General features: G+C 34.0%; 12 protein-coding genes. 4 read left to right on the forward strand and 8 right to left on the reverse strand.

What is annotated here, in order from left to right:
• The first annotated feature begins 37 nt into the window (after nt 1–37).
• The 3 genes from N4A35_12715 (at nt 38) to carB (ending at nt 3,548) form a co-directional block, all read left to right on the forward strand.
• Nucleotides 38–295: a hypothetical protein gene (locus tag N4A35_12715; GenBank protein ID MCT4582267.1), complete on the forward strand. Its 258-nt coding sequence runs from the start codon at nt 38–40 to the stop codon at nt 293–295.
• Between the two features lie 2 nt (nt 296–297).
• The gene (locus N4A35_12720; protein ID MCT4582268.1) at nt 298–564 is read left to right on the forward strand and encodes a hypothetical protein; all 267 of its coding nucleotides are present in this window, start codon (nt 298–300) and stop codon (nt 562–564) included.
• 164 nt (nt 565–728) lie between these two features.
• Entirely contained in the window at nt 729–3,548 is a 2,820-nt protein-coding gene (gene carB / locus N4A35_12725; protein MCT4582269.1) for a carbamoyl-phosphate synthase large subunit, read from the forward strand.
• 73 nt (nt 3,549–3,621) lie between these two features.
• Here carB and N4A35_12730 read toward each other — a convergent pair whose 3' ends face one another.
• The 4 genes from N4A35_12730 to N4A35_12745 all read right to left on the reverse strand — a co-directional run bounded on the left by N4A35_12730 (nt 3,622) and on the right by N4A35_12745 (nt 8,422).
• Nucleotides 3,622–4,461 (reverse strand): hypothetical protein, encoded by an 840-nt coding sequence (locus tag N4A35_12730; protein ID MCT4582270.1) that lies wholly within the window; start codon nt 4,459–4,461, stop codon nt 3,622–3,624.
• 12 nt (nt 4,462–4,473) lie between these two features.
• Nucleotides 4,474–4,716 (reverse strand): hypothetical protein, encoded by a 243-nt coding sequence (locus tag N4A35_12735; protein MCT4582271.1) that lies wholly within the window; start codon nt 4,714–4,716, stop codon nt 4,474–4,476.
• Nucleotides 4,717–4,930: 214 nt separating this feature from the next.
• A complete protein-coding gene (locus N4A35_12740; protein MCT4582272.1) occupies nt 4,931–7,867 on the reverse strand; it encodes a carboxypeptidase regulatory-like domain-containing protein in 2,937 nt (978 codons plus the stop codon).
• 12 nt (nt 7,868–7,879) lie between these two features.
• Nucleotides 7,880–8,422 carry a sigma-70 family RNA polymerase sigma factor gene (locus N4A35_12745; protein MCT4582273.1) on the reverse strand — a complete coding sequence of 181 codons (543 nt, stop codon included), beginning with the start codon at nt 8,420–8,422 and terminating at the stop codon, nt 7,880–7,882.
• Between the two features lie 143 nt (nt 8,423–8,565).
• On the opposite strand from N4A35_12745, the gene trmB reads away from it, so the two are divergent.
• Entirely contained in the window at nt 8,566–9,240 is a 675-nt protein-coding gene (gene trmB, locus N4A35_12750) for a tRNA (guanosine(46)-N7)-methyltransferase TrmB (protein MCT4582274.1), read from the forward strand.
• A gap of 56 nt (nt 9,241–9,296) precedes the next feature.
• On the opposite strand, the gene N4A35_12755 is transcribed toward trmB, so the two are convergent.
• The 4 genes from N4A35_12755 to N4A35_12770 all read right to left on the reverse strand — a co-directional run bounded on the left by N4A35_12755 (nt 9,297) and on the right by N4A35_12770 (nt 15,450).
• A complete protein-coding gene (locus N4A35_12755; protein ID MCT4582275.1) occupies nt 9,297–11,216 on the reverse strand; it encodes a T9SS type A sorting domain-containing protein in 1,920 nt (639 codons plus the stop codon).
• Between the two features lie 90 nt (nt 11,217–11,306).
• Nucleotides 11,307–12,641 carry a peptidylprolyl isomerase gene (locus N4A35_12760; GenBank protein MCT4582276.1) on the reverse strand — a complete coding sequence of 445 codons (1,335 nt, stop codon included), beginning with the start codon at nt 12,639–12,641 and terminating at the stop codon, nt 11,307–11,309.
• 33 nt (nt 12,642–12,674) lie between these two features.
• Nucleotides 12,675–13,529, reverse strand: coding sequence for a hypothetical protein (locus tag N4A35_12765; protein MCT4582277.1), 855 nt, complete (start codon nt 13,527–13,529; stop codon nt 12,675–12,677).
• A 1-nt stretch (nt 13,530) separates the two neighbouring features.
• Nucleotides 13,531–15,450: a peptidylprolyl isomerase gene (locus N4A35_12770; GenBank protein ID MCT4582278.1), complete on the reverse strand. Its 1,920-nt coding sequence runs from the start codon at nt 15,448–15,450 to the stop codon at nt 13,531–13,533.
• Nucleotides 15,451–15,456 lie beyond the last annotated feature (6 nt).

Consider the following 15,456-nt stretch of genomic DNA (forward strand, 5'->3'; position numbering starts at 1 on the left):
ACAACTTCATTAACTTAGCAAACAAATCAAAAGTATTATGCGTTATCAGTTATTTTTAATTTTAGGTCTAATGGTACTGTTTAACTCTTGCGGTTCTTGGAGTAAACAAGATAGAGATAACTTTATTGAGCATTGTCAAAAGACCAAATTAAATGATGCTTATTGTGACTGTGCGTTGGAAAAAGCTGTAGATAAGTATAGTACATTTAAAGAAATGACAACCTCTGAAGAAGAAATGGCAGAGTTGTTATTTAGCTGTATTGAAGAGGATAGAAAGAAAGAGGAGGAAAAATAAACATGAAAGGAATAGGCTTTTTAGCTATTGGATGTATTTTCTTGTTTAGTTGTCGTCAAAATTATTCCCCTCAAGAGGTTTCAGAGAGTTATTGTAAATGTGCTCAGTTAGATCCAAAAGAAAAAACTTCGTGCGTAAAGGAATGGGCAGAAATCTATAAAGGGAGTTTAGAAACACCTGAGGAACGTAAGCTTGTTAATTACAACATGATAGAATGCAATGGTTTTGAGGGTGATAGAGATTTTTACAGAAGGTTAATGGAAGAATAATGTTGTTTGGAATTGGGAGGGGGATTTCCTTTTTATATTCATAACAATAGTCAACTATAAACAAAGTCTACATCTTGCTAACAAATCATTTTTTTTAATTGAAATTTTAGGTTCAAAAAAAGAAATAATTCTATTTTTGCACAAACTTAAAATAGCCTTAGAATATGCCTAGGAATACTTCAATTAAATCCGTGTTAATAATAGGAAGTGGTCCTATTGTAATTGGTCAAGCTTGCGAATTCGATTACTCTGGTTCTCAAGCAGCTAGATCACTAAGAGAAGAAGGAATAGAAGTTACATTGATTAACTCTAATCCAGCTACAATTATGACCGACAAAGTTGTAGCAGATAATGTCTATTTAGAGCCACTTGAGCCTGAATCAATCATCAAAATTTTAGAAGCACATCCTCACATCGATTCTGTTTTGCCGACAGTAGGAGGTCAAACTGCTTTAAATCTTTGTATCACTTGTCAAGAGATGGGGATTTGGGAAGAGTTTGATGTAGATATTATTGGTGTAGATATCGACGCCATTGAAATCACAGAAGATCGAGAGAAGTTTAGAAACTTGATGTCTGAAATTGGCATTCCTATGGCCCCTCAAACTACCGTAAAATCGTTTTTAGAAGGAAAAGAGGTCGCTCAGGAGTTTGGATTTCCACTTTGTATTAGACCCTCATTTACATTAGGAGGAAGTGGTGCTGCATTTGTTCACCATGAAGAGGATTACGAAAAGTTATTGACCAGAGGGTTACATGCTTCGCCAATTCATGAGGTAATGATCGATAAAGCCGTTTTAGGTTGGAAAGAATATGAGTTAGAGTTATTGAGAGATAGTAATGATAATGTTGTGATTATCTGTTCGATTGAAAATATGGATCCAATGGGAATTCATACTGGAGACTCAATTACAGTAGCTCCTGCCATGACGTTGAGTGATACAACCTATCAGAAAATGCGTGATATGGCTATTCATATGATGCGATCTATTGGTGATTTTGCAGGAGGATGTAATGTACAATTCGCAGTGAGTGATGATGAAAATGAAGACATTATCGCAATTGAGATTAACCCAAGGGTTTCTCGTTCATCAGCTTTAGCTTCTAAAGCAACTGGATATCCAATTGCCAAAATTGCTGCAAAATTAGCTATAGGTTATCATTTAGATGAGCTAAAAAATCAAATTACCAAAACAACTTCAGCATATTTTGAACCAACGTTAGATTACGTTATTGTGAAGATTCCACGTTGGAACTTTGATAAGTTCAAGGGATCTGACCGTAAGCTGGGGTTACAAATGAAATCCGTAGGAGAAGTAATGGGAATTGGTCGTTCATTCCAAGAAGCATTACAAAAAGCTTGTCAATCGTTAGAAATTGGTAGAAATGGGTTAGGAGCTGATGGAAAAGAGATTACCAACCAGAATGAAATTTTAGAAAGCTTAGCTCATCCAAGTTGGAATCGTTTATTCCATATTTATGATGCTATTAAACTAGGAATTCCATTTAAAACGATTAGAGAAAAAACAAGAATTGATTCTTGGTTTTTACGTCAAATTGAAGATTTAATTCACCTTGAACGTAAAATAGAACAATATAGAGTTAGTGATATTCCTAAAGAGCTATTATTTGAGGCTAAGCAAAAAGGATATGCCGATAGACAAGTAGCTCATTTATTAAGATGTTTAGAAAGTGAGGTGTTCAATAAACGTCACGAATTAGGGATTAATAGAGTCTATAAATTAGTAGATACATGTGCCGCTGAGTTCCCTGCTGAAACACCATATTACTATTCTACTTTTGAATATGAAAATGAATCTGTAGTAACTGATAAAAAGAAAATCGTTGTGTTAGGTTCTGGACCAAATAGAATTGGACAAGGTATTGAGTTTGATTACTGTTGTGTTCATGGAGTTCTGGCAGCCAAAGAATGTGGTTACGAAACGATAATGATTAACTGTAACCCTGAAACGGTTTCTACTGATTTTGATACTGCTGATAAATTGTATTTTGAGCCAGTCTTCTGGGAGCATATTTACGATATTATTTTACACGAAAAACCAGAAGGTGTAATCGTTCAATTAGGTGGGCAAACAGCTCTAAAATTAGCTGAAAAACTGGAGCGTTATGGAATTAAAATCTTAGGAACAAGTTATGATGCACTTGATTTAGCAGAAGATAGAGGTCGTTTTTCTAATTTGCTAAAAGACTTAGATATCCCTTATCCAAAATTTGGAGTAGTAGAAAGTGCAGAGCAGGCGTTGGAATTATCTAAAGATTTAGGGTTCCCATTGTTGGTTCGTCCATCTTATGTTTTGGGAGGTCAAAAGATGAAAATTGTCATCAATGAAGAAGACTTAGAGCACCACGTAGTAGACATCCTAAGAGATATGCCAGAGAATCAAATTCTATTGGATCATTTCCTAGGAGGTGCCATCGAAGCTGAAGCTGATGCAATTTGTGATGGTGAAAATGTACATATTTTAGGAATTATGCAACACATTGAGCCTGCAGGAATACACTCTGGAGATTCATACGCAATGTTGCCTCCGTATAATTTAGGTGACTTAATCATTTCTCAAATAGAGGAGCATACGAAGAAAATAGCTGTAGCTTTAAAAACAGTAGGGTTAATTAATATCCAGTTTGCAATAAAAGACGATATTGTTTACATCATTGAAGCTAACCCTAGAGCGTCGCGTACGGTTCCATTTATTGCTAAGGCCTATCAAGAGCCTTACGTAAACTATGCAACCAAAGTCATGCTAGGAGAGAAGAAAGTAGCAGACTTTGAGTTTAATCCCGTAAAAGAAGGGTATGCAATGAAGATTCCTGTATTTTCGTTTGAGAAATTTCCAAATGTAAATAAGGAATTAGGGCCTGAGATGAAATCTACTGGTGAAGCTATTCGTTTTATCAAAGATTTACGCGATCCTTACTTCAGAAAAGTTCACTCTGAAAGAAACCTATATTTAAGTAGATAATAGCGATGCATTAAGCATAAAAAAAGCCACTTATGAATTTCATAAGTGGCTTTTCTATTTTTATTAATTACGCTTATTTTATTCTGCTTTCAAGTGTAGCTAATCTTTCTTTAGCTTTAGTAATTACAGCAGTCTTGTTGGCGATTTCCTCAGCAGAAAGCGAACCGTCTGCTTTGGCTGCCGCTAACTTAGTTTCAGCATTGGCTATTTTTGTAGTTAACGTTGCTGCTTTAGCTTTTAAAGCTGCATTTTTAGCCGCTTTAGCTGCTTCTTTTTCCGCTTTTAACGTTTCTATTTCCGCTTTTTTAGCAGCTAACTTTTCTTTGTCAGCTTTAATGGCGTCTAATTCAGCTTTATGCTCTTCCTTAAAAGCAGCTTTACGTTCAGCTCTTTTAGCTTCCATTTCAGCTTTACGTTCCGCTTTTATTTTTTCCATTTCGGCTTTGTAAGCGGCCTCATCTTCACCATATTTTTCTTTTAACTCAGCTTTCTTAGCATCCATTTCTGCTTTTCTAGCATGAATTTCAGCTTTTTTTGCTTCAATTTCTTCAGCTGTCATTCCTTTCATAGCCCCTCTCTTCTCGATCATTTCATCTCTATGAGCTTGCTGTTCAGCTTTCATTTTTTCTTTAAAAGCAGCTTTTTCTTCCTCAGTCATGTTCTCCATCTCTGCTTTCATTTCCTCACGTTTCCCTTGCATTTCTGCTTTGTGAGCTTCTCTCTCTGCTTTTAGTTCTTCTCTTTGTTCTTTGGATAATTTCCCAGACTCTTCTCTAAGCTCTTCTTTTTGCTTTTTAATTCCCTCTTTAAGCTCTTTCTTGTCTTGGTGAGCTTGTTTTAATTTTCCGCCAACCTGAGCAACACTAGTTCCTGCGATAGTTAACGAAAATATTGCGATATATACTTTTTTCATTGTTCTAATTTCTTAAATGTTATCTAACTCACTTTCTAATTCATCTAACTCGATTTCAACTTCGTTTAACTCTTCTATCTCCAAGTTCAACTCGTCAATCGCTTCTTCCATCTTTAAGGTCTCGTCATATAAGTTAGCAGCATCAACAGTTTCTTCTGTTGCATGAGTTTTATCTTCACTTTTTTCTTCAGCTCCACCACAAGACGTGAATGCTGTAAATGCTACAACTGTAGCTGCAATCATTGCTTTTTTCATTGTTTAAATTATATAAGTTTGCTGCGAATATAGTCGATAAAAAGAAATGGAGGTGTTATTTTTTTCTTAAGAATAGGGTTTATTTAGGAAGTTTAAAACGTATTGGAATGGTATAAATAGTTTTGATTTGTTCGCCTGGTTCAATACAAGGTTAACAACATGACTATATTTTGAGCTGTTTTAGAACTTTATAGTCAAGCAATAAAGGAAAGGATTATTGTTGGTTATTGACTAATTGAACAACACCATTAAACAAAGCTTCTTTGTCATTATTGTCAATAATTTGAACATTCCATAAGTAAATATCATTAGGATAACTTTTTCTTGAGTTGGGTTGAATTCCATTCCATGGCTTGTTCATGGATGTTGTAGTATAAAGTAGTTTCCCTTTTTTATTGGTAATGGTCATTTTATAAGATTTGATGTTAGCTTTAGTATTGACTATGAAGTTATCATTTATACCATCACCATCAGGTGTAAATATGTTTGGAGCAGAGATGTTGAGGTTTTCTGTTTTGTTCTGTTCATTTTCAAAGCATGGAAAAGCAATACTTCTGAGCGTGTCTGTAAATCTTTTTTGCTCAAGTTCTTTTCGGTTTCTTCTCTCAATTTCTAAATTTAATTCGTTTTGTTGCGCTTGGTATTTTTTGAATAATTCTTCACGTTTATGTTTTTCTTCAAGTAACCGTTTACGATTGTTAAGTTGTTTATTCTTCTGTTTAATGGTTCGTTTCAATTGATCTTCAAAGTAGTTGAGTGCGTATAGCCCTTCAGAACCAACTAAAGATAGCTCGTCTTTTATCTTTGTAAGTGGAGTTTCTTTTTCTTCAATATGAATAGTTGTATCAGTATATGGATTATAATGTGTTATACCCCAATACAATTTTTTGTTTCGTTTAGTAAGGCTAAAAGTATAGGTATTGCTCATTTTTTTAGCTTCAACAGTGCTTCTTTTAGGGAATTTAGCCTGTGCTATATTGTTGCTGTTTAGTAATGGTGTTATGGTTTTTATCGTGTTCAAGTACTGAAATATTCTACTAAAACCATCATGTTGGTTGGTTTCAATTTGAACTGTTTCAGAGCCATTAGCTAGAAGATGCGTATACTTGTCTATATTTTTCCATCCTAAAGAAGTCCATTGAGCGGCATAAGATGGAGTAGTAACAACCGAACGTTGAGGTGTTTGCTTTATAGGGAAGTTAGAAAGCTTATTAGGTTTTGAGGCCGTAAGTATAGTTTTTTGATAAGCTTTTCTATTGTTTTCGATTAAGTTTTTTAGCTGTTTAAGTTCCGCTGTTGTTTTTTGGTCCAAAGCCTGCTTCAGCTGGTTTAACTCGTTAGAATACTGTTTTTTCTTTTTATTGTAAAAATTAGATAGTTGCTGTTGGTAAATGTTATTAGCATCTTTTATGTTAGTTAGTTTTTGGTTATAGAACTCAAGGAATTGTTTTTTCATGCTTCCGGTTAATGAGTTCGCAACAATAGAGTCTGCGAGGTATAAATTGTTACCTAAGTTATCAATGTATATTCCCAATAGACTATCGCCGTTATTGAGTTGGTGCAAATAAAAAATACGTTCTTCCATTTCTTTGGTTGCAATGTATGTATGTTCAAATTCGGAGCTTTTTATTGTCTTTATAGATAGTGGACGAATTCCACATTTTTTGTAGCTTTTCTTTTTTCCTTTAATTGTTTTGATCTTGCTTTTTCTTTTTCCAAAAGAAGTTGATTGATTTTCAGGTATAATACCTTCGAAAAGGGTAATGGTTGGAACAGTAATATTTTGATCGGTTATGGCTAATGCTTGTTGGGATGTTTGGTAGCCAACAAAACTAATTTCTAGTATATAGTTACCTGGCGAAATATTATCAAATGTATAGTTGCCATCAAAATCACTATTGGTTCCATATCGTACAATGTTATCTTTTCTGAGGGTAATGTTTACGAATGGCATAGGTTTACCACTTTCATCGATTATTGTACCATTGATGCTGGAGGCATTTTTATTTTTAAAATCAATTGTTCGTTCAGCTCCCCATCTTACCCCTAGACCATTTCTTTTTCTATTGCTAGATTCCTGAGGTATAAATGTTGTGCTTTCAGTGTTTGCTTCAGAAATGTCATCTAAACTGTAATACAAACTGTCTATAAGTTTTGGGGTAGCTTTGTTGTAGTTTTTAAAAGGTAAGTTTTCCGCTACACCGTTGGCGAATCCTTTGGGTAGGAAGTCTAAAAGGTTTAAATCTACTTTTGTAAGGTATTTCTTTAAAGGTTTAGGTGTGACCCAATTAATATTACCATTAATATCGATTTCACTGTCAAAAGCAAGCATACCTTTTTTTATACTTTGAGTTGGAATTTCAGTATAAATTGGAGCATTAGGATTTAGTTTTACTGGAGTTCCATTGTTAGAGGCATTTATATAAAACATCCCTCCAGTTTCTAATTGCTTTCCATTAGAAGTAGTGGTTAAATTATACAAAATCATATCTTTTAATGTAAGGGCTTCCACTAATTCAAAGTCTATTGCTGAAGTAGCCAAATTATTATTACTGTCAACAAAAGCATTAGGAGGAATAATGATTAAGGTGCCTTGTTGTCCTTCGATTGTTTCACCCTTTTGAGGATCAACAACAAAGTGTTGGATAGTTGGCTCAACAAATGTTTTAACCCCTCCAATTTGGAAGTTATCATGAGTTGGAATATTCTTGCTAATTGTTTTTTTAGCGCTATAACTTTTTTGAGAGATCGTATCTTTTGATTCAGCTATTTCTGTTTGTTGAACATTTGAACTGTCATTAAAAGTAGCAATAGTTTCCCTAGTTTCTATGTTGGTCAGTTGTTTAGCATTGTAATGATGTTGGTTCTTCATTAAGAATGTAAAACCCACAGAAACAAAGGTTAAAATGAGGATTCCTAACCCTAATTGCGTCCAAATATTCCAAAAGTTAGTGGCTTGGGAAACTGCTAAAACTTCTTTTCTAAATTGCGCTCGTCGAATCGCTTTGAGGAGCATTTGATGTGCTTCAACTTGTTCAGCCAAAATTGGATTTTGATGAAGTTGGTTTTCAAAAGCATGACGTGAGTCTTGATCTAATTGATGTGTTAAATACAACTCAATTTGTTCTATATTTTCTAGTTCTTTTCTCATTTGAAGTCAGATTTAAAGGTGAGTAGTTTTAGCTTGTTTACTTACATTTTCTAAACACTTATATTTTTGTGTTTTAGCAGAGTTGACACTTGAGTAGTTAAGTCGTTCTGCAATCTGTTTCATTGATAATTTTTCGAAATAGAACAATTGAATAATAGCCTTACATTTTTCTGTGATTTGGTTTAATAATTTTTCTAAAAGTTGAATTTTTTCTTCTTTTTCTTCATCATAGTTTAAGTCTTCATGGTTTAGTATCAATGTGTCTCGCCATTCCAATTCCTTTTTTTTGTTTTGCTTACGTAGTTCGTTTTTCCATAAAAAACGATTGATACCATATAAGTAGGTTGTTAATTTTGATGTTAAAACAAAGTCTTCAGTATCAATTTTTTCCAGTAGGATAATTAGGCTATCATTAAATATTTCTTGGGCTATGTCTGCGTTTCCGCCACTAGAAATAATGAGTTTTTTTATTTTAGGGAATTCCTTATAAAGTCTTTTTAAGGGGATGTTTCTATTCCCTTTTCTAATTTGTCTTATAATTTCTTGGTCTGTCATTCTACCTTTCTTTTCCCTTTTAATGTTATAAAAAGAAAAAGGTAACCTGCTTTTTTTTATTTACCTTAAATAACTTCTCATTATGAGAATATAAATTTACAAGAATTAAAAAACTTCTTTTTATACTTGCAAAAAAAAAGACAATGGGAAAGGATAAATTAAAGCGTTTTGCAGAAATGGAGCATTTTGATAATGTTTTTCAGCCATCAATGGAAGAGGTGAAAGAGGGCTTTAGCATGAAAGGGAAATGGCATGCAGACTTTTTTAAAAATGATCATCCAATTGTTGTTGAGTTGGGGTGTGGTAGAGGAGAGTATACTGTAGGAATGGCGCAAAGGTATCCTGAAAAGAATTTCATTGGGATAGACATTAAAGGTTCACGTATTTGGCGTGGTGCTAAGACTGGAGTAGAAGATCAAATGCCGAATGTAGGTTTTGTTCGATCAAAAGTGGATTTTATTGAATATTTATTTGCAGAAAATGAAGTCTCAGAAATTTGGCTAACATTTTCAGATCCGCAACCTAAAAGGCCACGTAAACGTTTGTCATCAAAATTGTTTGTAGATCGTTATCGAAAAATAATGAAATCAGATGGTGTTGTAAATATGAAAACAGACAGTGATTTGTTGTTTGAGTCAACCCTGGAGCAAATAGAAGAGCATGGCTATCAAAAGTTATTGTCTTCTTGGGATGTCTATGGAGAGCTTGTGCTAACAGCATCACAAGAGCTAATTGACTTAATGGAGATAAAAACGTTCTATGAGCAAAAGTGGTTGGAAGAAGGTAAAAAGATTAAATTTGTTCAATTTACAATCTAATCATCTAATCATCTAATCATCTCATTAGCTCATCATCTCATTAGCTAATTACCTAATTAATTCTTAATTAGTTTTTGTAGCGTACTTTCTTTAGCGTATCTTATTTCTAAAAGGTAGATTCCTTTTGCTAGTTGGCTTGTGTTAATCGTTAGCTCGTTGTTGGCATTAGCATCATGAGTAGAGCTCCACAATTGTTTTCCCTGTACATCTGTTAAGAATATTTCAACAGGTAAATCATTGATTTTATCACTTTCAAAATTGATAGTAAGTTGATCCCTAAATGGGTTAGGATAGGCTAAACAGTTTTGATTATTTGTAAAAGTAGTTGTTAAGGTATCGTTGGAATGGTCTCCATCTTCAGTTTCATTGGGGTTATTAGAAATAATGGTGATGCTGTTTTCTCCTTGTGGAATAACACCAGTACTTGGTAAAGTTATGGATAAGGTGTCGTTGGTAGCTAAGTTTCCACTCCAGTTATAGCTGGATAATATGTTACCGTTTGTCCCATAATTAAAAGTAATTGTTGAAAGCGCTTCTTCTCCATTGTTTTTGATCAAAATCTTAGGAGTAACAGCGTTACCACAGTTGGTGGTCTCAGGAGTTAAAATAGCCACCATATAAACGTCGTTATCCGAAGCGTTAGGATCCCACCCATTGAGAGAAGTGGCTCCTGAATTTTGAGGGTCTAACCAGTCTTTTAGTCTTGTTGTAGAGCTTGTTCCATCCCAAGAAACAGAAAATTTACCGTAATAATCATTGACACTATTAGCGCAATTGGCCTGACCTCCGTGTAATTGGCCAACAATTAAGTGGTTTTCATCCCATAATCCAGAACCAGAAGAACCACCTTCAGTAGTTGTATTTCTTTCCCATTGTAAAATACGCCATTCACCATTGGTAATAGAGGTTCCAAAAGTTCCAGATACTGGAGCATCTTCATCAAATGCCAACTTTTTTACATCTCCTCTAGGGTGGTGAATACCTACTGTCTGAGTAGGAGTATTACCCGAGTTATTCCAGCCAGCATAATAAACGTTATAGTTGTCAGGCGGGATTGTATTTAATTCAACCAATCCAAAATCAGAGCCTGCATTTCTTGCTTTTAAACTAGAACCGTTAATGGTATGGTTGTCTACAGCATCTTGACTGTTAGCAGTAATTTGACTGCCACATATTGGACTGTTATAATTAAATCTAAAAATGGCACTTCCCATACTCTGGGGATTACAATGGTTGGCAGTAAGAAAATAAGGGGTGCCATCCTGAGCAGTATTGTTGACTAAAGAACCAGAACATAAACCGCCGCCATTTACTATTCTAGCTACCGAACGGATTTCCTTTTCCCAAGGAATCCCATCTGCACAAATAACATCCATGTTGCAACCTCCAGATTCATTGACTTTTAGTTGTCCATACCAGTTGTTGATATCTTCAAAGCCATGAACAACAGTTCCAATCAATAGTTGAGGAGTCGTTAAAGTGTTCTGAGGTTGATAGTACTCAATAATCATCTCATCTCCTTTAATAAGTTCAGTACCTAAAATATTGCTGTTGTTATTGTTGTATGAGGTATAGGCTCCAACAAGAGTAGTTTTCTCTGTGTTGTATACATGTAGGTATGCTCCATCAGGGAGGTAAAAATTAGAGAAGATAATATTGATAGATAAAGCGCCATCGCTCTTCAATTTTAATAAAGCAATTTGATCGCCATTGGGTAATAGGTTCCAAGTGGCTTCTTCTTTAAAGTCTATGTTTGTTTGGTGTTCATAGCCAAAACGATACATACCAGATTTGTTGATTCGGTTAGCATGTTCTTCTTCAATTACACGATCAAGATCAAAGGAGGGAAGTTGAAGGGGGGTAGGAGTAATTGATAGCTTGTTTTGAAAAGTGTAGGGTTTTATTTTGTTGTTGGTTTGACCATTTACAATTAAAAAACCGCAGATAAGAAGTGAAAAAAGTAAAAATAAGCGCATAATCTTTTTATCGTTTGGTAGATGTACAAAATTACAAATAAAACTACTCAATTTGATAAAAGTTGTCTGGCGATTATCTTATTTGTGTCATTATTCGTTCAGCCAGTTGTATTGGTACGAACCTTCTTTATAGTCTTCATCTAGTTTGATGTATACATCTTTAATTTTTGTGTTGGTCCACTGCTCAATAGCTTTAGCCTTTTTGTTTTGTAAAGCAAAACTTTGTATCAGTTGATAATCGTCTTTTAAATTAGCTTTGTGTGGAGACGTTTGCTCATTTAGTTTTAGTATTCTATAAGCAGCTCCATCTCTAGTTTGCATCAGTTGAGGTTCAGAAATTTCGTTAACTTTTAGCTGATTAATTCCTGCAAATATTTGAGGGTCTAATTCTCTCATGTCCCAAAGCATAGAACCAGCAGCTTCATTGTATAAGATTCCTTCACTTCCTTTTGTTTGGTCATCATCACTATGTTTTAATACAGCAGCCTCCCAAGTAATCTTATTTTCATTAATCTCTTTTTTAATATCAATTAATTGACGTTTAGTTTCAGAGAGTTGTAGATCTCCAACTTTAAAGCTCAGCAAGATATGTTTTCCTTTAAATTGTTCTCCTCTACGCTCTTCAATGAGTGTAATGTGATAACCATATTGCGTTTCAAATATTTCAGAAACTTCATTTAATGGTACTCTAAAAGCCACAGCATCAAATTCAGGAACAAAAGTTCCTCTGGTAACCCAGCCAAAGTACCCTCCTTGTGATTTTGATCCAGGGTCCTCTGAATAAAATTCGGCAGCAATGTCAAAGTTAAGTTCACCGCCAATAATCTTATTGCGCAATTCAGTCAGTTTAGTTTTTATTTTCTTCTTCTCTTCGTAGGTAACTTCAGGTCTAATTACAATTTGAGAAACGGCAATTTTACTTCCGATTTCGGGAACACTGTCTGATGGTATTTTATTGAAAAATGTTTTGATTTCTTTTGGAGAAACACTAACATCTTCAGTAATCTTTTGTTCCATTTGCTGAGTTTTCAATCGGTTTTCTATTTGTTCGAAAAACTCGTCTTTAATTTCTTCGATAGATTTTTCATAAAACTTTTCTAATTCAGCAATTCCGCCAATTTGAGCCGCAAAGTATTGAATTCTTTGATCCAATTCCGCTGATACTTGTTGTTCACTTACTTCAATACTGTCTATCTCGGCTTGATGTAACAATAGTTTTTGGAACATTAAATCTTCTAAGATTAAGGCTTCATCAGCTTTAGTCAATGTTAAACCTTGTTGTTTAGCTTGTATTTTTTGTCCCTCTATTTCTGAATACAAAACAGCTTTGTCACCAACAATAGCAACAACCTTGTCTATTAGTTTTTGAGCGTTAGCAATTGATAAAGAAAATACTATGGATAATATCGTTAAAATGTGTTTCATTCTATTGTTTTGTTGTATGATAAACGGGGCAAATTATTTTTTATTGTAAATGATGATCTGTTGCTTGTTAAGCGCGTCTTTATATAGGTTTTCGTTTAATTCCTGTCTTAGTTTTTGAGTTCTTTGGTTGAGGATAATTGTTTTTATTTTTTCTTTTTCAAAGACCAAAGGTGAAGCCTCATCTTTAAGTTTGTAATCAATGACATTCAAGTAGTAAGTCGTTTTATTTTCTTCGAATGAAATCTGTTTTTTATGTTTAATGAACGAAGAAATGTGAATGTTGTTTTCTAGTGGTATTTTTTCCATTACCTTATCAAAGTATATCCAGTTAGTAGTGTCCAAATGATATGTAACAGCATTAATTTGAGAAAAACTTTGAAGCGTAATGTAGTCTTCTGGCTTTTTTAATTGATACCATTCTTTGAGTTCTAATTGGTCAATTGAATCAGGGAATTGGGCATAATACCCTTTAATAATGTATCCTTTTAACGTAAAATCTTTGATGTGCTCTTGATAATAGTCTTCTATTTCAGTTTCCTCAATCAATGTATCTAAACGGTTTTCAATGTAGGCTTGCTCATAGGAATGAATGATAAGAGATCTCCTGTAATTTTCAAGTCGTTCTTTCACGTTTTTGCTCTCTTCTGATAAGACTTCTTCCGCCTTTTGTAAAATAACTTGCTCTTTAGTCCAATTGTGAATAAATTGCTCGATAAACTTTAAACTATCTGCAGAATTAAGCGCCTTAGGGATTTTTCTCAGAAGTTCATCTTCATAAAGAGAAACACTCCCTACACTAGCTATTTTAGCAGAGCTGTTTTGGTCTTGAGTATCATTACAACTAGCAAGTGTAACAACAATAAAAAATAAAATAAAGAGCTTATTCACGTTACTTCTTAGTTATAGCATAAAGAACGGCTTCATCTACAATGATTTTATGTTTAGCTTCCAATGTTTTTAACCATTCTTTTTCTAGGTGTTCTTGATAGGCAGCTGTAATTAAACCTTTAGCTTCATCTAGTTTTTTTGGTTGGCTTGGGAGACTATTTTTTACATTACAAAAAACATATTTGCCATTAATCATTTGAACCTTGTTTAATCCTTTTTTCCAAGATTGATTTTTAAGGTACTGATGTTGAGCTTGCTCAAATATACCACTTTCTAATTGTATATTTAATTGAGAATCTTGGTTTAAGAAGTTGACAATAGAATCGCTTTTAAGTTTTCCTTTTTTTACCAATTTGTAGGCTTTTTTAATCGTCTTCTTATTATTAGAAGAGAAAAGGTCTCCTTGAAGTCTATCTGGCCACATATAATTGTTTTGTGTTGTTTCGTAGAACGCTTTTAACCCAGTAGTGTCTTTGACCGCTTTGCTCCATACCATTTGATCGGTAATGTCAAAAAGTAAAATCCCATCTCTATATTCTTTTAATAATGCTCTGAATTCAGGGTGTTTACGCTCAAGTTGCGTTTTTTCATACTCAACAATTTTATTCGCAACAAATTTGTTGTAGATATCCAATATTTCTTCATTGTTTAAGTCTTTGTTGTTTCTTTTGTTCTGAGTTAAGTAAGCGTTAAAATCCTCACGCGTATAAGCTTGTTTTGCAAATGAAAATAAAACATTAGTCTTGTTATTTAGTTCTGATTTTGAAGTCTTGTAAAAGCTTTCAAGAACAAGTTTGTTCTCGATAAAACCGTATTCCTTTTTTAGGTTAGCAATAAATTGTTCTCTTGTTTTTTGAGAGCGTACGTCACGTTGAATTTTGTGCTTTAGCTCAGAACGCATTTCTTCGTAAGAACCAACAGGCTTATAGTCTAGTCTTTTGATAATATGCCAGCCAACAGGAGATTTTACTGGTTTAGAGATAGCATTGTTTGTTTTAAGCTCAAAAGCAGCATTGTCAAATTCGGCAAAAGTTTCCCCCGTGTTGATCCACCCAATTTCTCCTCCTTTTCTGGCAGAGTTTCTGTCTTCAGAAAATTCTTGAGCTAGTTTAGCATAATCACCTCCTGCATTTATCTTCTGATAGATTTCTTCAGCTTTCTTTTTTAAGTTCTCTCTTTCAGAATTAGAAGCATCTTCTTTAATTCTCAACATAATGTGAGCAACTTTAATTTTACCTCGTCCTTTTCTTTCTTCAGTAGGTTGAACAATGTGATATCCAAACTGAGTTCTGAAAGGCATAGAAACAGTGCCTAATGAGGTGTTAAAAGCTGCATTCTCAAATGGGTATACCATTCTAAAAGCACTAAAAAAGCCTAAGTCACCTTTGTTGTGTTTGGCAGAAGGGTCAGTTGAAAATTTTAATGCAGCATCATCAAAACTGATTTTTTTATCTAATATCTGAGAACGTACATTTAAAATTCTATTATAAGCAGCAAGTGTGTCTTTAGGAGAAGCCCCTTTTTTTACTTCAATTAAGATATGACTAGCTCTAACCTCGTTTTCAATTCTGTGATAAGCTTCTTTGAGCAATGCTTCGTTAAGTGTTGTGTCTACCAAGTAAGGTCTTTCCAACTGTGCTCTATAACCAGCTAATTCACTCTTAAATTTTTTAGTAGTGTCTAGTCCAATGTCTTCTGCAGCAGCAACTTTTAATTTGAATTTTTTAAAGAGAACCATATAATCATCCAGTTCTTTTTTATTGGTTACAGTTTCTTTTTTGTTTTTCCAGAAAATCTGTTCAAACTCCGATTTAGTAACTGCTTTACCATCAATGGTTAGCAATACAGGATCAGTAGCTCCCTGACTATAGATCGCCGAAGAAAAAAGTAGCGCAATAATGCTATGAATGAAATGTTTCATTGTTTT

It is taken from the genome of Flavobacteriales bacterium (assembly GCA_025210295.1).
Classification (GTDB): Bacteria; Bacteroidota; Bacteroidia; order Flavobacteriales_D; family Parvicellaceae; genus S010-51.